The sequence below is a fragment of the Allomuricauda sp. ARW1Y1 genome (genome assembly GCF_013407935.1).
GTDB lineage: Bacteria > Bacteroidota > Bacteroidia > Flavobacteriales > Flavobacteriaceae > Flagellimonas.
On the sequence record NZ_JACBZU010000006.1, the window covers coordinates 13,471 to 36,519 of the forward strand.

The window sequence follows — 23,049 nt, forward strand, 5'->3', positions numbered from 1 at the left end:
AGTTTTTTCGACGAAATTTGAAATAAAAGGACTTAACCTACGGTTGAACTATTATTTTCAGATTTTTTACTTTGAACGGAGAGGTAGGTCACCCCAAAAATCACAATGGACATTCCAGCCAATTGCCAATAGGTCAGTTTTTCATCCAAAAATACATAGGCCAACAAAATGGTGGAAACTGGACCCAAACTTCCTAAAATTGAAAAATTGGAGGCACCCAAGCGCTCAATGGCCGCGGATACCAGAAAAGAGGGAATCAACGTGGCAAAAATGGCCATGGCAACCCCGTAGGCATAGGCTTGCCAAGGATACCCCATAAGCCCCCAGTCACCCGCAAACAGATAGTGCACCAAAATGCAGAGGGTAGAGACAATCATGGCGTAGCACGTAAATCGAAGCACGCCAAATTTGGGAATCAACCAACCGCTGCCCACCAAATAAGAAGCATAGGTGATGGCGCTCAGCAGGACCAGAAAACCGCCCACCAAGACCTCATTTCCGCCTAGGTCGAGTTCGTCCCAAAAGGTAATGAGAACACCCAAATACGTAATCAAAATGGCAATGGTCTGGACCTTGGTTATTCTTTGTTTGAAGGCGAGCCAACTCAAAAACACGACAATGGTAGGATATACGAATAAGATGATGCGCTCCAGTCCCGCCTTGATGTAATTCAATCCCAAAAAATCAAAATAACTGGCCAGATAGTAGCCAACGAAGCCAAACACAAAGAGCCATGCATAATCTTTGGTTTTGATTGTTGTGTTGGTGGTCTTTCTTCGAATCAAAAAAAGAATGAAAATGTAAAACGGTAGGGAAAAAAGCATGCGAAACAGGAGCAAATCCAAGGTGTCCACTTGGTAGCCATAGGCCAACTTTACCATCACGGCCTTGGAAGAGAAGAGTACCACTCCCAAAACCCCGTACAAAACCCCTAAACCTTTACTGGACATAGCACAAAACTAGATTTTGTCCAAAAGGTAGAAAAACGGAACAATGGATGGATTACAACGCCCAAGGGCTACACATTAAACCTAAAGTGCATCACATCACCGTCTTTAACGATGTATTCCTTACCCTCTACCCTCATTCGGCCGGCTTCTTTTACTTTGGCCTCGCTACCGTATTTCACATAATCATCATAAGAAATGACCTCGGCACGGATAAAGCCTTTTTCAAAATCGGTATGAATGACCCCAGCGGCTTGCGGAGCTGTCGCCCCAACAGGTATGGTCCAAGCGCGGACTTCTTTGACACCTGCTGTAAAATAGGTCTCTAAGTCGAGCAGTTTATAGGCGCCTCGGATCAATTTGGCGGAACCTGGCTCCGAAAGTCCCAAATCCTCCAAGAACATTTGGCGCTCTTCGTACGTTTCCAATTCGGTGATATCGGCTTCCGTACCCACGGCAAGGAAGATAACTTCTGCATTTTCATCGGCTACCGCTGCCTTTACTTTCTCCACGTAGGCGTTGCCATTTGTTGCGGATTCTTCATCCACATTGCAAACGTACATCACAGGTTTGTCAGTAATCAACTGCATCGGCCTCACATATTCTTCTCGGTCATCCTCGCTTAAAGTAATGGCACGAACGGACTTTCCGGCTTCCAAACCTTCCTTAAGGGCAGTCAGGACAGCTTCCTCCTTTTGTGCTTCTTTGTTCCCTGTTTTGGCTGCGCGCTTTACCTTGTCCAATTTTTTCTCCACACTCTCCAAATCCTTCAATTGGAGTTCCATGTCGATGGTTTCCTTATCTCGAATAGGGTCTACGGACCCATCCACGTGCACCACATTATCATTGTCAAAGCACCGAAGCACGTGCAGAATCGCATCGGTTTCGCGAATATTTCCCAAAAACTGGTTGCCCAATCCTTCTCCTTTGCTCGCTCCTTTTACCAATCCGGCAATATCCACAATCTCCACGGTGGCAGGCACCACGCGTTCAGGATTAACCAATTCTTCCAATTTCTCCAATCGCTGGTCGGGAACGTTTACCACGCCAATATTAGGTTCTATGGTACAAAAAGGGAAGTTGGCACTCTGCGCCTTTGCGTTGGACAAACAGTTAAAAAGAGTCGATTTTCCTACGTTGGGCAATCCTACGATACCTGCTTTCATCTAATTACATTGTATTTTGAGGGTGCAAATATAGGGTGAAGTTTTGTGACTGCCCATCAATAATTTTGCAGGAAGAGGTAGAAAATGACAATGAACACAGCCATCATGCCCAATATGGCAATCAATGACAGTGCACAGCCCAAGTGTCTCCAAATACCGTTATATTCTTTTTCGTTTTCTTGCATAAAAAACCCCGAACTAAGGTTCGGGGCTAAATTAAATCATTTTTATTTTTTATCCATCGGGATGCATAAACTTTTGCTTGCCCAACAGTTCTTCCTCGGTTTCCACATGGTCTTCATCCGGAACGCAACAATCCACCGGACAAACCGCCGCACATTGCGGTTCTTCGTGAAAACCTTGACATTCCGTACATTTATCCGGAACTATATAGTAGATTTCATCGCTTACAGGCTCTTGGACTTCGTCGGCATTTACTTCTTTCCCGTTTGGAAGCACCACATCGCCCTTCAATGAAGTTCCTTCACTATATCTCCATTCATCTGCACCTTCGTAAATAGCGGTATTTGGGCATTCTGGCTCACACGCACCGCAATTGATGCACTCATCTGTTATAATAATTGCCATAATTTTCTTTTCCTTTTGGGCTGAATTTTATCAGCATGCTTACTTTTGACAAAAATAAACCCTACTAAATTAGTGTACAAATTTAATGGCACCAGATACAAATACCATAAAAGCTTTTGTTAAACTTGGAGAATTCCTAACGGATTTTTGTGATGTTTATTACGATAACCATCAGAACATCAATAAGGAATTGAAAGAGGTCGTTGTGGCGTCAGGTCATCAAAATGGTTGGTTTACGGAAGATAATGTGCTGTTCGCCCTGCAGCAATGGGGTAAACTGCTGACCGAGAAAAACATTTTGGATTGGATGTCGCACTACAAGTTCAATAGCGACACTCAGCCCAAAAACATCGGTATCGTGATGGCTGGAAATATACCTTTGGTCGGTTTTCATGACTTTTTGTGCGTCCTGCTTTCGGGCCACAACGTTTTGGCCAAACAATCTTCCAATGATAAGCTCCTCCTACCCTATCTTGTTCGTTTTTTGATAGCACAAGAGCCATCACTTTCCACTAAAATCAACTTCGTTGACAATAAACTCAAGGATTTTGATGCAGTGATTGCCACAGGAAGCAATAACACCAGTCGCTATTTTGAGTACTATTTTGGAAAAAAACCGAACATCATTCGAAAAAACAGAAATTCGGTGGCTATTTTGTCTGGAAACGAGAGCCCTGAGGAATTGAATGCCTTAGGAGAGGATATTTTTCGGTATTATGGTCTGGGTTGCCGCAATGTATCCAAAATTTTTGTGCCCAAAGACTACGATTTTGATGTGCTGTTCCAAGCACTGTACCCGTACAAGGATATCATCAACCAGCATAAATATGCCAACAATTACGATTACAACAAGGCTGTATATCTCATGAGCGAATTCAATATTTTGGACAACGGCTTTTTAATTCTGAAAGAGGATGAGGCCTTGGCATCCCCTATTTCGGCGTTGTTTTACTCTTATTTTGAGGAAGAATCCGAATTGTTGGCACAATTGGAAGAAATGGATGAACACATCCAATGTGTGGTTTCCAAAGGTATTCAAGGACACCATATCGGTTTTGGCGAGACCCAAAAGCCCAGTTTAAAGGACTATGCGGACGGAATCGACACCATGGAGTTCCTACTTCAACTTTAATGAAATCCTAAGCTTGGAAATCGTTCCTATATCCAACAATTTTTAAGACCTTTACTCCTTAAACCAAGGAAATGAAAAAGCATAATTTTAGCGCAGGTCCCTGCATTCTGCCCGCAGAGGTCATGCAAAAGGCATCTGAAGCCGTTTTGGAACTCGACGGTATCGGACTTTCACTCATAGAAATCTCACACCGCAGCAAAGAATTTGTCGCCATCATGGAAAATGCCCGTTCGTTGGCTTTGGAACTACTCGGCCTTGAAGGGAAAGGATATCAAGCCCTGTTTCTCCAAGGTGGGGCAAGCATGCAGTTTTTAATGGCCGCCTATAATCTTTTGGATACCAAAGCCGGTTATGTGAATACTGGAACTTGGAGCCAAAAAGCAATCAAGGAAGCTCGTCTGTTCGGCGAAGTTATAGAGGTGGCTTCTTCACAGGAGGATAATTTTAAGTATATCCCAAAGGGATATAATATCCCCACCGATCTTGATTATTTGCATTTGACCTCCAACAACACCATTTATGGAACACAGATCAAGGACTTCCCTAAAACCAATGTGCCTTTGGTGTGCGATATGAGCTCCGATATCTTTTCCAGACAATTGGATTTCTCCCATTTTGATTTGATTTATGCCGGCGCACAAAAAAACATGGGGCCCGCCGGAACCACACTAGTTGTGGTGAAAGAAGATATTTTGGGCAAAGTGTCCCGTAAAATCCCGTCCATGATGGATTATTCCGTGCATGTGTCCAAAGAAAGCATGTTCAACACCCCTCCCGTTTTTGCGGTGTATGTTTCCATGCTCACCATGCAATGGCTAAAGGATTTGGGCGGTATTGCCGCTATTGAAGAAATCAACGAACGTAAGGCCAATCTTATCTATTCCGAAATTGAGCTCAATCCCGTATTCTATGGAATTGCTGCCAAGGAAGACCGTTCCATCATGAACGCCACCTTTAATATTACCGATGATGAACTCAAGGATGTATTCGATGATATGTGCAAGGAAGCAGGAATAAGTGGAATCAATGGACACCGCTCCGTTGGAGGTTACAGAGCCTCCATGTACAATGCCTTGCCCATGGAAAGTGTTGGTGTTTTGGTAGACATTATGAGCGAATTGGAAAAGAAAGGATAATCTCGATGGTGAAAATTTTAGCAAACGACGGAATGGCCCAAGAGGGAATCGACCTTTTGGAAAAAGAAGGGTTTGAAGTAAAAACAACGCATGTGGCCCATGAACAGCTGGCCAATTATATCAACAAAAATAAAATTACCGGTCTTTTGGTGCGCAGTGCTACCAAGGTCGATAAAAAAATTATCGATGAGTGTCCAGACCTAAAGCTAATTGGACGTGGTGGCGTTGGTTTGGACAATATTGATGTGGCCCATGCCGAATCCAAAGGAATAATCGTTTTCAACACCCCAGAGGCCTCTTCCGAATCGGTTGCAGAACTAGTATTTGCTCATTTGCTCAACGGAGTCCGCTTTTTGCACGATGCCAACAGACATATGCCCCTGGAAGGCGACAGCCAGTTTAAACAACTGAAAAAAAGCTATGCGGCAGGTGTTGAGCTAAGAGGAAAAACCTTAGGGGTTATTGGTTTTGGCAGAATTGGTCAGGCCACGGCACGCATGGCCTTGGCCCTTGGCATGGAGGTGCTTTTTACGGACCATACCACCAAGAAAGCTACCGTATCCATTCCTTTTTTTGATGGAAGGTCCATTGATTTCGAATTGCAAAGCAAAGATGTAAAAGAAGTGCTTTCCCAATCCGACTTTGTGAGTCTGCACGTGCCTTCGCAAGAAAACTATGTAATCGGAAAAAAGGAGTTGGGATTAATGAAACCGGGGGCTGGAATCATCAATACCTCACGTGGCGGGGTATTGGACGAAGTAGCACTGGTAGAAGCTCTGGATAACGGCCATTTGGCCTTTGCTGGATTGGATGTCTTTGAATCCGAGCCCAAACCCGAGATACAGATTTTGATGAATCCGAAAATATCACTGAGCCCTCATATTGGTGGATCCACCATAGAGGCCCAACAACGCATTGGTTTGGAATTGGCTCAAAAGGTCGTCAATTCATTAAAATAAAAGGTTTGTGCGTAGAAATATCCGACCAAACCCCACTTTTTTGTACATTGCTACCCTAACCTTAACACTAACACAATGTCAGGATTATTGGAATTGATCAACAGCCCCGTGGGCAAACAATTGGTCAGTGGTGTTGCCGGACAAACAGGGCAACCCGAAAATAAAACAGCCGAAGTATTGAGCATGGCAATGCCGCTTTTAATGGGAGCCATTAAAAGGAATGCAGCTACACCAGGCGGTGCGCAAGGACTTATGGATGCGCTTTCTTCCAAACACGACGGCGGAATTTTGGATGATCTGGGAGGTCTCTTTGGAGGCGGTGTAGACCAACACGTGATGGATGATGGTGCTGGGATTTTGGGCCACGTCCTCGGTTCCAAACAACCGCAAGTGGAAAATGCACTGAGCAGTAAATCAGGGCTTGACGCTGGAGCCATTTCACAGATCTTAAAAATTGCTGCCCCTATTCTATTGGGTTATTTGGGAAAACAGACCCGTCAGCAAAACGTCAGCAGCCCCGAAGGCTTAAATGGATTGCTTGGTGGATTGATGGGAGGCAACAAAGCGGCCGCTAAACAACAATCGCTTATTGAAACCTTTTTGGACAGTGATGGCGATGGTAGCGTTATCGATGACCTTGCCGGAATGGTATTGAACGGTGGAAACCAGAAAAAAAGCGGACTCGGTGGCGTATTAGGCGGACTTTTTGGAAAGTAAGCCCTAAGCTTAACGATATTTAACAAGGCCATTTGAAAGTTCAAGTGGCTTTTTTTGTATTTTAAGGGGTATGAAAAAGAATGCTCCCATTGCACTATTTGGCATTTTAATGCTCTGTATCAGCTTCGTATCCTGTGGTTCTCAGAAAATGGCGTTAGACGTTTCGGAAGAAGAAAAGGCCATGTTCAACTCCGCGGATGAAGAACCTGTAGAAATTTCTGATGATAAGACGGAATACGAGATTATCATTATAGAACCCGGTTTTTATACTTGGTTGAATTCCATAGCCAGACCAGAAGGTTACTATTCACAAACCTTCTTGGAAACTCGAAATGCTGTTATGGTGATGAACTGGAACAATAGGGTTGTACAGCCCCAATTATGGAATCCCAATCTGTATGAGTTGCCCATCGATTATGACCCTAGCATCGACTATGGTTACGAGGTGAATTATAAGCTTTATAACTATTTCATCTACTTTCAACGGAAATACAACCAGCGATTGGGGCCCTTTATCCCAAGAATATAAATCCGTACTTTTGAGCTCAATTTATTGAGATGATGCAAAAACTAAAGCAGCGTTGGGAAATCCAAAGAGCCTGGCAAGTGCTATTTCCCATTTTGGGCGCCCTTTTAGTCATACTTACCGCTTACCTGATTGCCCGAAGCCTCTTGCACGCGTTTGGGCTAAACAACACCGTATATGAATGGTTCTTTACCATCGGGATTACACTGATAGGGTATTTTACGGCCGTAAAGTTTTTCTTGTGGTGCTTTAAAAAATTGGAAAACAAGTGGAAGGTGACCTATAAATGGGAAATGATCGCCATCTTTATCGTTTTTGCAATCACAGGGAGTATTTCCGGCAAACTGGCAGGCCCACTGGTCCATTGGCTCGGTTTGGATGGTGAAAACGTACATTCTGCGATTTATTGGACCTTTCGAATACTATTGATTTTTCCTATCTATCAGATTTTGTTGGTTTGTATAGGCTGGTTGTTTGGACAGTATCAATTTTTTTGGAATTTTGAAAAAAAGATGTTGAAACGCATGGGATTGGGCTTTATCCTCCCATAGTTTATAGTTTTTTTAACATATAAAGAGGATTCACCTTGTTTACTTTTGTGCTGTATTGTTATGAAACCTCATAAACACATTTTTATCATTGGTTCCCTTTTGATGGCATTGGCTGTTCTGGCCCCTTCGCTCATCAAACTAGGACATAGCTTATATGAGCACCATAATGAAAAGAAATGTGTGGAATATGGCACCAATCATATCCATGATGGGCATTTGGATTGTGATTTTCATGACTTTACACTTGCCAACAAAGTCCTGTTTTCTTCCACATTCGACTATACACCCGTAGCTACGCCAAATATAACGTATGTAACGGCTTACTACGCGTATATGTTCAAGCCTATTAAAGCATCATTTCAAAGCTTAAGGGCGCCACCGGTGGTAGCTTAGACCATCGTCGTTGTTCAATTCTCATAGGAGAAAATTCAATCTACTTAATTACATTCCATTGGTATTTAGCTGCAAAGCAATGGCTATCATTGCGTTTATTTCGTTTTTCCCGGTTTTTGGTATTTCCCAACAGTGTGATGATACACTGTCTGGACAGGTCATGGATTATCATCAAAAAACACCTTTGGAGGGTGCATCACTTTTAATCCTTGAAACCAAGACTGAGGTGACAACGGCTGCCAATGGTGCGTTTACATTTTCCAATCTCTGTTCGGGTACCTACACACTAGAGGTGTCACATCCTGAATGTTCGACCATTTTGATGAACGTTAGGGTCGACGGGGATACGAAAATCGAAGTGAAATTGGAGCATCACTTGGAAGAATTGGACGAAGTCAAAGTGGTGGGAAACATTATTCGCGACAAGACCAATTCCGCCCAGGAGGAAACACTTAACCTAGATATGTTGGAAAACTATAGTGCCGGCAATTTGGGGGATGCCTTAAAGGAATTGGGCGGGGTTTCGTCCTTGAACACAGGCGCCAATATTGTAAAACCGGCCATCCATGGGTTAAATGGCAGTCGTGTTTTGGTGTTGAACGATGGTGTTCGGATGCAGGATATGGAATGGGGAGCAGAACACGCTCCTACCCTTGACATCAATTCCGCAGGCTCGGTTTCCGTCATCAAAGGTGCCTCAGCCCTTCAGTATGGCGGTGATGCCATAGGCGGTGTCATTGTAGCGGAGCAAGCCCGAATTCCCCTGCGCGACAGTATTTATGGAAAAACCATACTCAGTGGTGTGTCCAACGGAAGGGGCGGAAATATCGTGTCCGAGTTGACGAAGTCTTACGCGAACGGATGGTTCATCAAAGGGCAGGGTTCCTATAAACGTTTGGGAGACCACGAAGCGCCCGACTATGTGCTGTCCAATACGGGTGTCCAAGAAATTGCAGCTTCCCTCCAATTGGGGAAACATCTGTTTTCTTGGGGATGGGATGCCCGGTATTCCTATTTTAATACGGAAATTGCCATTTTAAGGGCCTCGCATATTGGAAACGTGGACGATTTGATACGAAGTATCAATAGTGGGGAACCTACCATCATAAGACCTTTTACCTATGACCTTCAAAACCCTCGACAAAAAGTGACCCATCATTTGGGAAAGCTTAAGTTTTACAAACGCTTTGAGGGTCTTGGAAAGTTGAACGTACAGTACGATTTTCAAAGTAACCGAAGGTTTGAGTATGACATCCGAAGAGGTGAAAGGGACAATATTCCATCCATTGATTTGGAACTGACCACACATACGCTGTCCACGGATTTCAAATGGGATACTAAGGACGACATCAACATTCTTGTAGGTCTTATGGGCAGGTATCAAGATAATTTTGCGAATCCAGATACCGGAGTGCGCCGATTGATTCCCGATTATGAAAAAGTTGACTTTGGCAGCTTTTTGATAGGTGAATATCGCGTTACCAACCAATTATTGTTGGATGCTGGAATCCGATACGATTACAACAAGATAGATGCTCAAAAGTTTTATCGCACCTCCCGTTGGGAAGAACGTGGATACGATGAGGAATTTCAAGACTTGGTCGTTGAGGATTTAGGCACTCAGTTATTGGTGAATCCAGTTTTGGATTACCATAATTTTTCAACGACGGTTGGCGGAAAATACCTGACCACAAATGGCCTGCAGTTAAAATTGAACTATGCCTTGGCACAGCGGGCACCCAATCCATCCGAACTTTTTAGTGATGGGTTGCACCACTCCGCTGCCAGGATAGAGCTAGGGGATTTGCGTATCGAAAACGAAACGTCGCACAAGATTACCACTACCTTGGAAAAGGATTTTTCAACTTGGGGTATTCTATTGGAGCCTTATGCCAACTGGGTTCAAAACTTTATTGTTTTAGAACCGACAGGGGTTGAATTTACGGTTCGTGGCTCATTTCCAGTTTGGGAATACCGCCAAACCAGTGCTCGACTTTTGGGTGTTGACTTTTCGGCGTATTCCAATTGGACCGACCATTGGATCACGGAACATAAGTTCTCCTTGGTGAAGGGACAGGATACGGATACCGAAACCGCTTTGATCAATATTCCTGCAGCCAATTGGAGAAATTCAATCACCTTTTCCATGCCTGAATGGAATGGTTTTGAAGCCTCGCTGGAAAGTCAATATGTATTTCGTCAAAACGAGACACCGGACAACATAACGGTGTTTTCTCCCCAACAACAAGAAGATGTGGTTTTGGAAATCAATACGGCTCCAGAGGCTTATCACCTATTGGGATTCCGATCAAAAATGGAATTTCCGTTTTCCAATAAAACCAAGTTGACCACCACTTTGGCCATAAGCAATCTTTTAAACACAAATTATAGGGACTACCTAAACCGTCAGCGATTCTTCGCCGACGATTTGGGTCGAAACTTTACATTACAACTAAAGCTCAATTATTAATTTAATTAAACTTAAAATGAAAACAATCAAATCACTTTTATTATTCGCTTTTATCGGACTAACATTTGTAGCCTGCTCTGATGACGATAATGCACCGGAGCAAATCAACGAAGAAGAGACCATAACTACCATGACGGTTTCTTTGGTTGCTCCGGGCGGTGGAACTACAATCACCCTTCAATCTCAAGATTTGGACGGTGACGGACCCAATGCCCCTGTGGTCACTGTTTCAGGAAACTTGGCTGCCAACACCTCTTACAGTGGGTCAGTAGTATTTTTGGACGAGACCGATTCTCCGGCCGAAGACATTACGGAAGAAGTAGAGGAAGAGGATGATGAACACCAAGTGTTTTATATCCCTACCGGAAATATCACGGATATCACTTATGATGATGTGGACGGCGACGGAAATCCTTTGGGATTGGCGTTTACTTTGGAAACCGGCGATGCTGGAAATGCAACCTTGGCCGTAACCTTAGTGCATGAGCCCAAAAAACCCAACGATGGAACATTGGCCGATGCTGGAGGCGAAACAGATTTTACTGAAACGTTCCAAATTACAATCGAGTAATAACCGAAAAATAATTGGTTTAAAAATGGAGTGCCAAATTACGTTTTGGCACTCTTTTTTTTGCTCAATAGATAGGTGTATATCCAAGTCAGCGTAAACGTGGGGATAATATCCATACCGGGAACCAGCTCTTCGGCGAAAGTAATCAAACCGGCAGCCTGCCCTACCCGGCCCTTGTACAATCGGGTCATAAGCCACCCGGCAACAGGTGCCCAAATGACATCGGAAAACTCGCCTATCCCAGGGATTACAAAAGATAGCATACCAATGGCATCGAACAGCAACCCTAAAAACAAGTTGCGGTACTTATGATTTTTTTCTTCTGACATACGGGAAAAATAGCAATTCCCGCTTAATTGGAAAAGTAGTTTAGGACAAATCGGAGCTTACCAGCTTCAAAAATTCGTTACGGGTCTCAATTTTTTCGAATTGGCCACGGAATCCGGATGTTGTGGTAACCGAATTTTGTTTTTGCACACCGCGCATCATCATGCACATATGCGAAGCCTCAATGACCACTGCCACACCTTTAGGTTTTAGGGTAGTGTTGATACATTCCAGGATATCGTGTGTTAAACGTTCCTGCACTTGAAGCCTTCGGGCGAACACATCCACAATGCGGGGAATTTTACTCAAGCCTACAATATGACCGTTGGGAATATAAGCTATATGGGCCTTGCCGAAAAAGGGAAGCATATGATGCTCGCAGAGGGAATACAATTCAATATCCTTAATAATCACCATGTCGTCATAATCCTCTGCAAACATGGCGCCTTTGAGAATTTCTTGTGGGTCTTGTTTGTAACCTTGGGTCAAAAAAAGCATAGCTTTTGCGGCACGCTCAGGGGTTTTTAGCAGTCCTTCCCGGGTGACATCCTCTCCAATGTCTTCAACAATTTTGGTAAAATGTTCCTTCACCTCGTTGGTGATTTCAATATTGTATTCCTCGAGGTTCCTATACGGTGCCATGCTTTAGCTTTTTTGAAAAATGGTTGTTCAGTTTTTTGATCTTTGGATCAATTATAAATTGGCAATAAGGTTGCTGCCGATTTTCGTTGTAATAATTATGATGCTCTTCCTCGGCCAAATAAAAAGGTTTTGCTTCGGATATGGCCGTCACAATGGGTGAAGAAAATATATTTTCCTTTTCCAGTAATTGGATAAAATCTTCTGCCAATTGTTTTTGTTCCGGGGATGTGTAAAAAATTTCACTACGATATTGGGTGCCCACATCATTGCCCTGCCTGTTCAACGTAGTTGGGTCGTGCGTAGCAAAAAAAACTTCCAAAAGTTCAGGATAAGATATTTTTTCTGGGTTAAAGGTAATTTTTACCCCTTCGGCATGACCAGTCCGACCCGTGCAGATTTCCCTGTAGGCCGGGTTCTTGATAGTCCCACCCGTGTAGCCGGAGACTACTTCCTCGACTCCATTCAATCGTTGAAAAACAGCTTCTGTGCACCAAAAACATCCACCTGCAAAAATTGCGGTCTCCAATTCGTTGTTATTTTGTTTATTCATTTTGATTCAAAGTTAAACAATATTTGTCGTGGAAAACACATTCTAACAAATATTTATGGAATGATTGGTCGAAATAATACCTAAACCCTTTACTTAAAATGGTTTATAAATAAGATGAAGGTTTTATAAAAGGTCGTTCTGGGAACTATTTCTTAAGAAATCCTATTGCTCCATTCAAAAAACCTTACAAGTGATACATTCATATGCTGAAAATACCGTCTTTGTGATACGACAGTAATCCTTATCTTCGACCATCCAAGATGAACATATGATAAAGGCCACAAATATTCAAAAAAGTTACGGAGATCTCAAGGTATTGCAAGGGGTAAATCTGGACATACAAAAAGGAGAGGTAGTTTCGATAGTCGGAGCCTCCGGCGCAGGGAAAACCACGTTGTTGCAAATTTTGGGCACCTTGGACACACCGACGAATAAGGGAGAAAGTACGTTATTGATCAACGATACCGACGTGAACCAACTCAATGATAAGGCTTTGGCGCAATTTCGGAATGAGCACATTGGTTTTATCTTTCAATTTCACCAGTTATTGCCCGAATTTACTGCACTAGAAAATGTCTGCATTCCAGCCTTTATTAAAAAAACACCAAAAGCAGAGGCGGAACAGCGCGCGAAGGAATTACTGGATTTTTTAGGATTGAAAGATCGTTATCACCATAAGCCCAATGCCCTATCGGGTGGCGAGCAACAGCGCGTGGCCGTAGCCCGTTCCTTGATGAACAATCCCTCCGTGGTTTTGGCCGATGAGCCTAGCGGAAATCTGGATTCAGAAAGTGCGGACAATCTGCACCAGCTATTCTTTAAACTGCGTGATGAGTTTGGGCAAACCTTTGTACTGGTGACCCATAATATGGAATTAGCCGATATGGCCGACCGAAAGCTCACTATGGTGGATGGTTTGATTGTTTCCAAGGATTGATATGACCAAAGCGGAGCTCAAGGAATTTTTGGATGCCAAAGTGGAGGAATATAACCATCCTCGATTTTTAGAGGATGACCCTTTGCAGGTTCCCCACAGGTTTACCCAAAAAAAAGATATAGAGATCAGTGCTTTTTTAACGGCGACGATTGCTTGGGGCAACCGCAAAAGCATCATCAATAATGCTACAAGATTGATGGAATTGATGGGCCATACGCCCCACGATTTTATCATGAACCATTCCGGAAAGGATTTGGAGCACCTCTCCCCTTTTGTCCATCGTACGTTCAATAGCGTTGACCTTGGTTACTTTGTAACCAGTTTGCGCAATATCTATTCAAATCATGGTGGATTGGAAACCGTTTTTACCCGCCACCAGACCAAAAATTCCATGCAACCGGCCATTTCAAAATTCAAGGAGGTGTTTTTTGAACTGCCCCATGAACAACGAACCCAAAAACATGTCTCCGACCCAAATAAAGGCTCTGCCGCCAAACGCCTCAATATGTTTTTGCGCTGGATGGTGCGGAACAACAGCACTGGTGTAGATTTTGGGTTATGGAAGGATATTGAACCGGCTAAACTCTCCTGTCCTTTGGATGTGCATTCGGGCAATGTAGCACGCAAACTAAAACTGCTCAAACGCAAACAGAACGATGCCAAAGCCTTGTTGGAACTGGACAAGAATCTCAGAAAGCTCGATGCGAACGACCCCGTAAAATATGATTTTGCGTTATTCGGATTGGGGGTTTTTGAGAAATTCTAATCCTAAGCATCAAGATACTTAAGGGCTGATGCCTTAAAACTAAAAAAGCCTGCCGACTCCCCAGCAGGCTTCTATATCTGATGTTTTATTTGGTGAAAGGGTATGTGGTACCCAAAATCGTAATGGTAGAGTTCGTGTAGTTCAGTTCGATATCTTTGATATCGCCCAATTCAACGCTCAAAACCCCAGATTTTACGCCACGTGGCACTAGAACAAAGTGCAAGGGTTCAATAGTGCTCAACGAATAATCCAATCCGGACGAGCTGATTCCCATTTGCAGTCCATCCAGCAAATATTCATCATCCCAAATGTTCAAAGGTGTTTGACTGCCCGAAATCCATGTTCGCTTTGAATCTTCTTCATATTGAATGACATCCCCCGTTTTAGTGGTGATCTTTCCATCGGCAATTTCCACACTGTATTCCAAGTATCCATCTGCATTTGCGCCCAAATTTTCAACCACATGGGTACCTTCAACCTTGTAATCGTTATGGTAATAGGAATCAAAAGTAGCTGTGTGTTTACTTCCTGGCGCTCCATACCAATTTGTGGAAACGATGCTCACCACTCCTTTGCGAAGAACACCGTCTTGGCCTAAGGTGCCATCCTTGAAATCGACGGTAATTGTTTTAGGAAAATTAACAAAATCAGCAGGGGAAACGGTTATCTCCACTTGTGATGTCGTATTTGGCGTTGTTTTCGCTGCTGAACTTCCAGCACTGTTCTCGGCATCCAAAATGGCGTCTCCATTACTATTGCCCACATCCTGGAATATTTTGTTGACCAAGACATACTCCGTAAGGGTGTTAACAGCTGCGTCCGGTGTAGTGTCCGGTGTGGTATCTTCCTTGTCACATCCCATGACAAGAAGAACCAACGTAGGTATGATAAGTTTTTTCATAATGTGTAAGATTTGTGATTACAAAAAAACAAAATTCAACCGATCACTATGTTAAAATTCCTTTCTTTTTTTGTTTTAAGTACTGGTTTTTAGCGAATTAAACCTAATTCTTCAATGATAAAAGAGCGTATCCCATGAAAATATCAATTTGACTCAAACCCAAAACCAGGCTCAAAATCCAAGGCAATTGTTGCTCCGTCATCGGCAATGGACCGGTAAATGGCCTCCACGATCATCATATCGCGTTTTCCCATTTCACCAGGGGCTTTATTGGACTCTCCAAACAACACATGGCGTGCAAAATCGTCCATTTGCAATTTTTGTTGACTCTCATAAGGAAATTTAATGACATCTCCCCTCGAAGTTTCACCACTCAGCGGACCGTAGTTATTGGCCGGCTGTAGTCGAAACCATCCTGAAGAACCTGAAACATACATGGCGTTTGCATTAAAATTATGGGATGTGGAAATATTGCCCACAGCTCCGCTCGGGAACTTGAACTGTGCCGTTATGGTTTCGTCGGTATCCTTAAAATAATCGGGACGGGTACTAAATTCCTGTGCAGCTACCGATATGGGATTCTCTCCCGTACCATAAATAGTACTCTGAATGGCATAAACACCCATATTCACCAACGCACCCCCACCGGAAAGTGAACGGTCCAAGCGCCACTGGTCTGGATTGCCAGTTGAGCGGTAGGCAGCATCGGCCGACACAAACAACACATCGCCAAAGGTCTTTTCACGAACAAATTCCTTAACCTGTTGGGTATACGGTTCGGAATGCAGGCGATAGCCCATACCTAGTTTTACGCCCGCGTCCTTGCAGGCATCAATGATTGCATCACATTCGGCAACGCTAATTCCCATAGGCTTTTCGCAAATTACGTGCTTACCGGCCTGGGCCGCCCGAATACTGAATTCAGCATGCATACTATTGGGGAGCACTACGTACACTACATCAATATCCTCGTTGTTGGCGATATCATCAAAATTCTGATAATTGTAGATATTCCTTTTCGGGATTCCATACTTTTCGGCCCAGATTTTTTCTTTGGCCGGAGTTCCCGTTACAATTCCTGCCAAATAGCAATGTTGTGTATCTTGTAAGGCAGGTGCCAGTTGATAGGTGCTATAACTTCCCAATCCAACCAGCGCAATGCCCAATTTCTCCTTTTCCTGATTGACGCCCATGGCGCAGGCAAATGGAGCGGTTGATAGCAAAGCGGCTCCGCCGATTCCTTTTGCGGTGAGGCTGTTAAAGTTTCTTCGTGTTATGTTTTTCATGTTCAACCGATTTAAGAAGGTTCTTAAATGTACACATTGAAAAGCACTTTGCATCCAGAATTAGGCCTTGTGTTGGGCAAATCACAAATTTGAAGTACAATTCGACTATTTTTCGTTCAGAAACCGTGCATCTGTTAGAGACTGCATAAATGCTACCAATGCCTTTTGTTCCTTGTCGGTCAAGTGCAACGAATCTGGTGGCAATGTTTGATAAGGCACCTCCAGTCCCATTCCCTGACCTCCACCAACATTATAAAATTGGACTACTTCTTCCAAGCTCTCGTATACGCCATTGTGCATGTAGGGACCTGTCAATGCCACGTTTCTCACCGTCGAAGTTTTAAAGAAGTTCCTTTTTTCCTCTACCTCATAAGGATGGAATTGTCCCGGGTCGTCATCCAAAATAGGGTGGTCAAAATCAGCATTTTTTGGTACGCCCAAATTCTCGAATTCGGTTTCCATATATTTTGGGGGCACCGTACCATTGAAGGCTGGAGGAAAATGACAAGTGGCACAGGCTGCTTTTCCCATAAAGAGATTGAATCCCAATTTCTCTTCGGAAGTGAGGGTATTTTCCGATCCTTGCATGTTCTTGTCAAATCTGGAATCGAAAGGGGCCAAACTTCGGATGTAGGTGGCGATGGCGTGCCTCACATTTTGGTTGGTTACCTCACCATCGTACAACTCGTCAAAAGATGAAGCGTACACATCGTCCTCCTTGATTCTTTGCTCCACTGTATTCAAATCTAAATGGAATTCATTTTCATTGTTGACCACGTTCACGATCTGATCTTCCAATCCATCTGCCCTTCCATCATAAAAAAGGCTGCGCTGATACACCGCGTAGGTAAGGGTGGGCGTATTGCGTTGGAGTTCGATGCCGTCTATCCCCAAGCCCTTTTTGTGTCCATCTGTAAATGCTTTGCTTTCCAAATGACAGGTAGCGCAGCTCATGGCTCCCGTACTGGAAAGGGAGGGGTCGTTAAAGAGTTTTTTTCCAAGGGCAATTCGCTCATCGGTAATGGCTGGGGAACCTTGGATGGTAAATTGGTCCATATTAAAAAAGTCCCTGCTGAAAAGGTTGTTGGCCGTGGAGTTTAGCGAACGGGAAGTATTTAACGCTATTCCCCAATCGGTTGCGGTTTGGTTAACAAGTTCCAATTGTTTGTTGGTATGATTTTTAATGAAGCCATACCTGTCAAAATCATCAAAAGTGCTCGCTTTTAAACTATTAATGGTTGCTTCAATTTCCATGGTCCATTGATGGTATAAATCTGGACTCTTAAATGCTTCCTGATAAATGGAAATCACCTTTGCAATGGTTTCGTAGTTATAGATGGCTTCGTTCAGGGAGTTCGACAACATGGGGGAATCAAATCCCGTAATGCCTTTGGTTGCAACGTTGACAATGGCATCCCGTATCATTTTTAGGTGATGTCTGTCTCGTTGGGTATAAATGATGTGGTTTCTGCGGATATAGGGAATACGCACCTGAAGATAATCGAGCACCAATTGTAGCTCTTGCATGGGCACCTCCACTTCGGCAAACAACAATTCTTCCAATACCTGAAAACTCCTTGGGCTCAATTTTTTTATGTCCGTATAATCATCTATCTCAATTTTGAGGAGGTTTGGGGCGTTCATGGAGAGGTAGTTCTGATAATCATAGGCAATCATCATAGGCTCCGCCCTTTTGTACCATTCCCTGCTCTTTAAAAAACATGCCCTATTGTGCGCCAAGGAAGCCGAAGTATCCAATTTTTGCATGTAGTATGCGGCACTGTCCAGTGTTACAAAATAGTGGTTCCTGATTTCTTCGTTGAACATGGATTCAGCATTGGCACTGGTCTGTTTTTTGGGTGGGTTTTGCTGTTTGCAAGAGACGAAACTCAAAAAAAGAACACATATACCCGTGAAAAAATAGGTGGGGAATCTCATTATCCAATAGTTTTAAAAATGAAGAAAAAGGCTCCCTTTTGACAGGGAACCCTTTAAAAATTTCTATTACGGTCGTCTTACCTAGGCAATCCAGTAATTTTGAACAAGAAGGAACCTTCCAAAGAAGCTGCTCCTTCATCAATGGCCGTCGGGTCCACGAACTTGGCACCATCGGCGCGGAAAGTGGCCGGATTGCTGCTGTCGTATGACCATCCGTGTACCTGTGCACCACAAATAAAGGTGGGTTCGGCAGCCCCAATGATGTCGGTAACATCGATCATACCAGTAATTTCCCAGTAGTCATCTATGTTACCAATGCCCAATTGGGCAGCGGCAGCTTGGTTACACTCCATCACTTCTGTGAAATTTCCGCTCATGATATCATATTGCCATAGTTTGGCATACCCTTGAATATCGGAGTTCAAAGAAGCATAGCCATTCGGGTCTTCTTGCACGTAAACGTAATTTTCGGTAACTACTATGTTGTCGGGAGAGTGCATCCCATCTCCTTTTCCACCCTCCAAGTCACCATCTATCACTACGGTAAGTTTGGCATCTCCAGTTGGGTTATCGGGATTGAGTTCCAATTTATATACCCTTCCAAATGATGTTCCTCTGCTGGCCAAATCTGGGTTGTTGGAACGGATTCGCCCTGTTGCGTTAAAGAAAACCGTTCTGTTGTTTTCTGCTGAGCCTCTTCTCCAATCGATATCCTCTATACGCTGAAATCCGATGGCAACGGAATCAATTGCCTCTTGGTTCAGTTCTTCCAAGGTTCTTTCGGTCATTTCTACCCATTCCACATCATACTCGATGTCTTGGGCCATACCCATTTCAAATTTTTGTCCGCCTTCACCTATGCCAGTCTCTGCAGTGTTCTTTCCTCTAAGCACATACAGCTTTCCGCTGTTAAGGTCGCCCAAACCTCCAACATACATTCCGAAGTGTGCAGATGGGTATTCGTTTTGGCTATCATCATCGCCCATAAAAACTACAGTTTGACCGGGGTAAGCGTTTTTACCAATGGCAACGGCATTTTCGGTCGACCATTCTCCCAAGGCTGGCAAACGCTCAGCTTCTACCCTATCATCGGGAGATCGGAACGGGTTGATTTTGTATACTCCTTTGGCATTTCCGCCCCATTCACCCCCAGAAAGGTAAAGCGGTCCAAATCCATGCTCTTCCATCGTAATCGAAGAACCGGAACATTGAGCGGTGAATGCAGTAGCTGTAGCATTCACGATGTAATCTCCTTCCATTGGGCGTAGGTCGGAATTGACCCTAATCCTAGCAATGGAATAATCGGCCTCCAAATTATTGACCAAGGCGAAGGTACCATCTTCATAAGGATAAAGGGCGGCACCATCGGTGTAGGCTCCAAAAACAAATGTGGAATCAGATGGCAGAATATCGGCCGAAGTCATGATCATCTCCAACTGGGCGGTACCTGCAAAAGCACCTTTAAATTCAAATACGTTATTGGGAACCACGGAGCTGGTCAAAGGTGTAAGGTCTTCAAGGGTTAAGTCCTCTCCGTCCTCTCCATCCACCCCATCTTGGCCGTCAATGCCATCGGTGCCATCAATACCGTCTCTTCCATCCTCACCTTCACAACTGGTGAGTCCAAAAGAAACCAAGGACATAATAACTAGTCCTAAAAATAATCTGTTCATTTTCATAAGTGTTCAGTTTTAATGTTATTAATGTTGTTGGGGTAAAACTAAACACCCTTGTTTAGGATAGGATTATCTGAAAATATACATTGTTTTAAGTTACTTTTAACATAAGGTTACTATGTAAACTTAAGTGGAATTCAATGTTTCAGCTTGATGAATTTAACGTTAACCGTTTTTTTGGTTTTACAAGGATGGTCTTATAACCCAAATTCCCTATTTTTATAAACAAGACTAATTCAACCAATTCATATGAAAAAATGCTTACTATTAGGCCTTGTGCTTTGCACATCAATGGCCTTTGCGCAAGAACGAAAAATTCCTGTCGACACTACGATTACCACACAACATTCCGTAACCATTAATGGTGCGCGAATCAATTACACAGCCACCACGGGTACCCAACCTGTTTGGGACGAAATGGGAAAACCCATCGCTGCATTGCATTACACGTATTATACGAAAAACGATGTCCGGGATAGGGCGTCACGTCCTTTGTTGATTTCCTTTAATGGTGGTCCCGGTTCCGGCTCGGTTTGGATGCACTTGGCCTACACCGGTCCACGTATCCTTAAAATCGATGATGAAGGTTATCCCGTGCAGCCCTACGGAGTTAAAGAGAACCCTTATTCCGTTTTGGATGTTACCGATATTGTTTACGTAAATCCGGCAAATACAGGATATTCACGAACCATTCCCGAAACAGGGAAAGAGGTGGACCGCGAAAAATTCTTCGGAATCAATGCGGACACCAAATACTTGGCCGAATGGCTTAATACCTTCGTTACACGAAATAACAGATGGCGTTCCCCTAAATATATCGTGGGCGAAAGCTATGGAGGTACACGTGTCATGGGACTTTCGTTGGCACTGCAGAACCAACAGTGGATGTACTTAAATGGTGTGATCATGGTGTCTCCTGCAGATTACAAAGTGTTCCGTGACAATGACCCTGTTTCCAGTGCCTTGAACCTGCCTTATTTTGCAGCTGCAGCATGGCATCACAAGGCACTGCCATCCGATTTACAAAGCAAAGACCTGCTCGAAGTACTGCCAGAGGTAGAAGAATTTACCATCAACGAATTGTTGCCTGCCATCGCCAAAGGTGGCTTTATTCCAGATTCGGAACGTAAGGCCATCGCCGATAAAATGGCCAGATATTCTGGATTAAGTTCAAAAGATATCATTGATCACAACTTGGATGTGCCCACACAATTTTTCTGGAAGGCTTTGATGCGGGATAAAGGTGGTTACACCGTGGGACGTCTGGATAGCCGCTATTTGGGTATCGACAAAACACTGGCGGGGACAAGTCCGGATTACTCGCCAGAGTTGACGTCTTGGTTGCATAGCTTCACTCCTGCCATCAACTATTATTTACAGGAAGAGTTGGGATTCAAAACGGATATCAAATACAATATGTTCGGTCCTGTTCGGCCTTGGGATGATAGCAATGACAATGTTCGGGACAATTTGCGCCAAGCAATGGCCCAGAACCCTTATTTGAACGTTTTAGTGCAGTCTGGGTATTATGATGGTGCCTGTACCTACTTTGCCGCCAAATACACCATGTCCCAGGTAGACCCAAGCGGTAGAATGAAGGACCGCTTTGAGTTTAAAGGGTATCGCTCCGGACATATGATGTATTTGAGAAAAGAGGATTTAAAAACGGCCAATGAAGATATTAGGGCGTTTATTTTGCGTACCCAAGCCAACGGAAAGAGCGCGAAATATTAATTCAAAACATAATAAAGTATTTAAAAGCGGTGTGATATTTTAAGTCACACCGCTTTTTTATTGAAAAATAATCAACAAACTTGATTTTATTGTAACAATTTCCCATAAAAGACTACTTATAAGGTAAATATTCTAATTATGGGGGGAGAAGGAAGTATGATGCATGCGATTAAAAGCCTAAAGGCTAACAGAAACATGCTAAAAAAAAGAAAGTTAAAATCTAAAAGTGATGTTTATGGCACCAAAAGCGTCACAGAGTTACATTTTAAAAAGGCTAGTCGACGTGATATAGTACGAATTCGTAAAAAGATGTTCATTCAAAGGGAAAAGGAAAAAAGAGCTATGTTTTACGCCGTACTGGCTACAGTCGTGCTATTTTTCATTTTATTTATGCTTTTGATACGATGATTATTCTCTATTTTTAACAAAACCCAACACCTGTGAAAAAACATACGCTATTCTGTATCATGTTATCATTCTTAGGACTGTCGAGCGCTTCAAAAATCAATGCCCAAGATTGGCCCAATTTGGAAAAGTATCAAACCGCAAATACCGAACTTGCCGCTCCTACGGATGGGGAAAACCGTGTGGTTTTTATGGGCAATTCCATTACCGAAATGTGGAAGGATGCCAACCCTGATTTTTTTGAAGAAAATCCGTATGTGAATCGTGGCATTGGTGGTCAAACTACTCCACAGATGTTGCTGCGTTTCCGTCAGGATGTTATTGATCTACACCCGAAAGCAGTAGTAATTTTGGCAGGCACCAACGATATTGCGGGCAATACTGGGCCGATGACCTTGGAGCAAATCCACGACAATATCCTATCCATGGTAGAATTGGCAAAGGCCAACGGTATCAAGCCCATTGTTTGTTCCGTACTTCCTGCTTTTGACTATCCATGGAGGCCGGGTTTACAGCCCAACATCAAAATACCCAAGCTCAACAGCATGCTCAAAGCCATGGCAGGATCTCAAGGAGTTATGTATTTGGATTATTTTTCGAAAATGGCGGACGACAGAAATGGACTGCCTTCAGCATTGACTACGGATGAAGTCCATGTGACCAAGGAAGGTTACTCGATTATGGAGCGTATGGTGAAAAATGCCATTGAACAAACCCTAGGTCAACCTTAA

The 23,049-nt window shown here is 43.5% G+C and carries 23 protein-coding genes; 13 read left to right on the plus strand and 10 right to left on the minus strand.

All coding sequences use genetic code 11. From position 1 onward, the window contains the following. Positions 1 to 32: 32 nt before the first annotated feature. The 3 genes from GGE08_RS14065 to GGE08_RS14075 form a co-directional block, all read right to left on the minus strand. Complete coding sequence (locus tag GGE08_RS14065) at positions 33 to 950, minus strand: DMT family transporter (RefSeq protein ID WP_179385527.1); 918 nt, start codon at positions 948 to 950, stop codon at positions 33 to 35. Between the two features lie 68 nt (positions 951 to 1,018). Continuing rightward, positions 1,019 to 2,113, minus strand: coding sequence for a redox-regulated ATPase YchF (gene ychF / locus GGE08_RS14070; RefSeq protein WP_179385528.1), 1,095 nt, complete (start codon positions 2,111 to 2,113; stop codon positions 1,019 to 1,021). 234 nt (positions 2,114 to 2,347) lie between these two features. Then, on the minus strand, positions 2,348 to 2,701 hold the full coding sequence (locus tag GGE08_RS14075) for a 4Fe-4S dicluster domain-containing protein (RefSeq protein ID WP_127141959.1): 354 nt from the start codon (positions 2,699 to 2,701) through the stop codon (positions 2,348 to 2,350). An 85-nt stretch (positions 2,702 to 2,786) separates the two neighbouring features. Here GGE08_RS14075 and GGE08_RS14080 point away from each other — a divergent pair, with 85 nt between their 5' ends. From GGE08_RS14080 to GGE08_RS14120, 9 genes are all read left to right on the plus strand, one after another. Beyond that, positions 2,787 to 3,833: an acyl-CoA reductase gene (locus GGE08_RS14080; RefSeq protein WP_179385529.1), complete on the plus strand. Its 1,047-nt coding sequence runs from the start codon at positions 2,787 to 2,789 to the stop codon at positions 3,831 to 3,833. 71 nt (positions 3,834 to 3,904) lie between these two features. Continuing rightward, complete coding sequence (serC, locus tag GGE08_RS14085; RefSeq protein ID WP_179385530.1) at positions 3,905 to 4,969, plus strand: 3-phosphoserine/phosphohydroxythreonine transaminase; 1,065 nt, start codon at positions 3,905 to 3,907, stop codon at positions 4,967 to 4,969. Positions 4,970 to 4,977: 8 nt separating this feature from the next. Continuing rightward, positions 4,978 to 5,928 carry a D-2-hydroxyacid dehydrogenase gene (locus GGE08_RS14090; protein WP_179385531.1) on the plus strand — a complete coding sequence of 317 codons (951 nt, stop codon included), beginning with the start codon at positions 4,978 to 4,980 and terminating at the stop codon, positions 5,926 to 5,928. A 75-nt stretch (positions 5,929 to 6,003) separates the two neighbouring features. Then, positions 6,004 to 6,645: a DUF937 domain-containing protein gene (locus GGE08_RS14095; RefSeq protein ID WP_179385532.1), complete on the plus strand. Its 642-nt coding sequence runs from the start codon at positions 6,004 to 6,006 to the stop codon at positions 6,643 to 6,645. 70 nt (positions 6,646 to 6,715) lie between these two features. Then, the gene (locus GGE08_RS14100) at positions 6,716 to 7,174 is read left to right on the plus strand and encodes a DUF6146 family protein (protein ID WP_179385533.1); all 459 of its coding nucleotides are present in this window, start codon (positions 6,716 to 6,718) and stop codon (positions 7,172 to 7,174) included. Positions 7,175 to 7,203: 29 nt separating this feature from the next. Further along, a complete protein-coding gene (locus tag GGE08_RS14105) occupies positions 7,204 to 7,722 on the plus strand; it encodes a DUF6787 family protein (RefSeq protein WP_257024043.1) in 519 nt (172 codons plus the stop codon). Between the two features lie 60 nt (positions 7,723 to 7,782). Then, positions 7,783 to 8,115 carry a hypothetical protein gene (locus GGE08_RS14110; protein WP_179385534.1) on the plus strand — a complete coding sequence of 111 codons (333 nt, stop codon included), beginning with the start codon at positions 7,783 to 7,785 and terminating at the stop codon, positions 8,113 to 8,115. A 79-nt stretch (positions 8,116 to 8,194) separates the two neighbouring features. Beyond that, complete coding sequence (locus GGE08_RS14115) at positions 8,195 to 10,585, plus strand: TonB-dependent receptor domain-containing protein (protein ID WP_179385535.1); 2,391 nt, start codon at positions 8,195 to 8,197, stop codon at positions 10,583 to 10,585. A gap of 16 nt (positions 10,586 to 10,601) precedes the next feature. Further along, on the plus strand, positions 10,602 to 11,156 hold the full coding sequence (locus GGE08_RS14120; RefSeq protein ID WP_179385536.1) for a type 1 periplasmic binding fold superfamily protein: 555 nt from the start codon (positions 10,602 to 10,604) through the stop codon (positions 11,154 to 11,156). Positions 11,157 to 11,194: 38 nt separating this feature from the next. On the opposite strand, the gene GGE08_RS14125 is transcribed toward GGE08_RS14120, so the two are convergent. Genes GGE08_RS14125 through msrA form a run of 3 tightly spaced genes read right to left on the minus strand, consistent with a single transcriptional unit; the run spans position 11,195 to position 12,675 of the window. Beyond that, on the minus strand, positions 11,195 to 11,485 hold the full coding sequence (locus GGE08_RS14125) for a hypothetical protein (protein ID WP_179385537.1): 291 nt from the start codon (positions 11,483 to 11,485) through the stop codon (positions 11,195 to 11,197). Positions 11,486 to 11,525: 40 nt separating this feature from the next. Next, entirely contained in the window at positions 11,526 to 12,125 is a 600-nt protein-coding gene (gene folE, locus GGE08_RS14130) for a GTP cyclohydrolase I FolE (protein WP_179385538.1), read from the minus strand. Further along, positions 12,112 to 12,675 carry a peptide-methionine (S)-S-oxide reductase MsrA gene (msrA, locus tag GGE08_RS14135; protein WP_179385539.1) on the minus strand — a complete coding sequence of 188 codons (564 nt, stop codon included), beginning with the start codon at positions 12,673 to 12,675 and terminating at the stop codon, positions 12,112 to 12,114. The genes folE and msrA overlap by 14 nt, the downstream gene beginning before the upstream one ends. 268 nt (positions 12,676 to 12,943) lie before the next feature. On the opposite strand from msrA, the gene GGE08_RS14140 reads away from it, so the two are divergent. Together GGE08_RS14140 and GGE08_RS14145 are read left to right on the plus strand one after the other, a co-directional pair. Next, on the plus strand, positions 12,944 to 13,612 hold the full coding sequence (locus GGE08_RS14140) for an ABC transporter ATP-binding protein (protein WP_179385540.1): 669 nt from the start codon (positions 12,944 to 12,946) through the stop codon (positions 13,610 to 13,612). Position 13,613: 1 nt separating this feature from the next. Next, complete coding sequence (locus GGE08_RS14145; protein ID WP_179385541.1) at positions 13,614 to 14,378, plus strand: TIGR02757 family protein; 765 nt, start codon at positions 13,614 to 13,616, stop codon at positions 14,376 to 14,378. Positions 14,379 to 14,463: 85 nt separating this feature from the next. Here the strand turns inward: GGE08_RS14145 and GGE08_RS14150 are convergent, their stop codons facing one another. From GGE08_RS14150 to GGE08_RS14165, 4 genes are all read right to left on the minus strand, one after another. Continuing rightward, entirely contained in the window at positions 14,464 to 15,279 is an 816-nt protein-coding gene (locus GGE08_RS14150; protein ID WP_179385542.1) for a hypothetical protein, read from the minus strand. Positions 15,280 to 15,422: 143 nt separating this feature from the next. Then, positions 15,423 to 16,565, minus strand: a complete 1,143-nt coding sequence (locus GGE08_RS14155) for a Gfo/Idh/MocA family protein (protein ID WP_179385543.1) — start codon at positions 16,563 to 16,565, stop codon at positions 15,423 to 15,425. A gap of 105 nt (positions 16,566 to 16,670) precedes the next feature. Next, positions 16,671 to 18,503: a cytochrome-c peroxidase gene (locus tag GGE08_RS14160; protein WP_179385544.1), complete on the minus strand. Its 1,833-nt coding sequence runs from the start codon at positions 18,501 to 18,503 to the stop codon at positions 16,671 to 16,673. A gap of 77 nt (positions 18,504 to 18,580) precedes the next feature. Beyond that, entirely contained in the window at positions 18,581 to 20,176 is a 1,596-nt protein-coding gene (locus GGE08_RS14165; protein WP_179385545.1) for a phosphatase, read from the minus strand. 252 nt (positions 20,177 to 20,428) lie between these two features. Here GGE08_RS14165 and GGE08_RS14170 point away from each other — a divergent pair, with 252 nt between their 5' ends. Continuing rightward, the gene (locus GGE08_RS14170; RefSeq protein WP_179385546.1) at positions 20,429 to 21,913 is read left to right on the plus strand and encodes a S10 family peptidase; all 1,485 of its coding nucleotides are present in this window, start codon (positions 20,429 to 20,431) and stop codon (positions 21,911 to 21,913) included. Between the two features lie 467 nt (positions 21,914 to 22,380). Further along, positions 22,381 to 23,049: an SGNH/GDSL hydrolase family protein gene (locus GGE08_RS14175; RefSeq protein WP_179385656.1), complete on the plus strand. Its 669-nt coding sequence runs from the start codon at positions 22,381 to 22,383 to the stop codon at positions 23,047 to 23,049.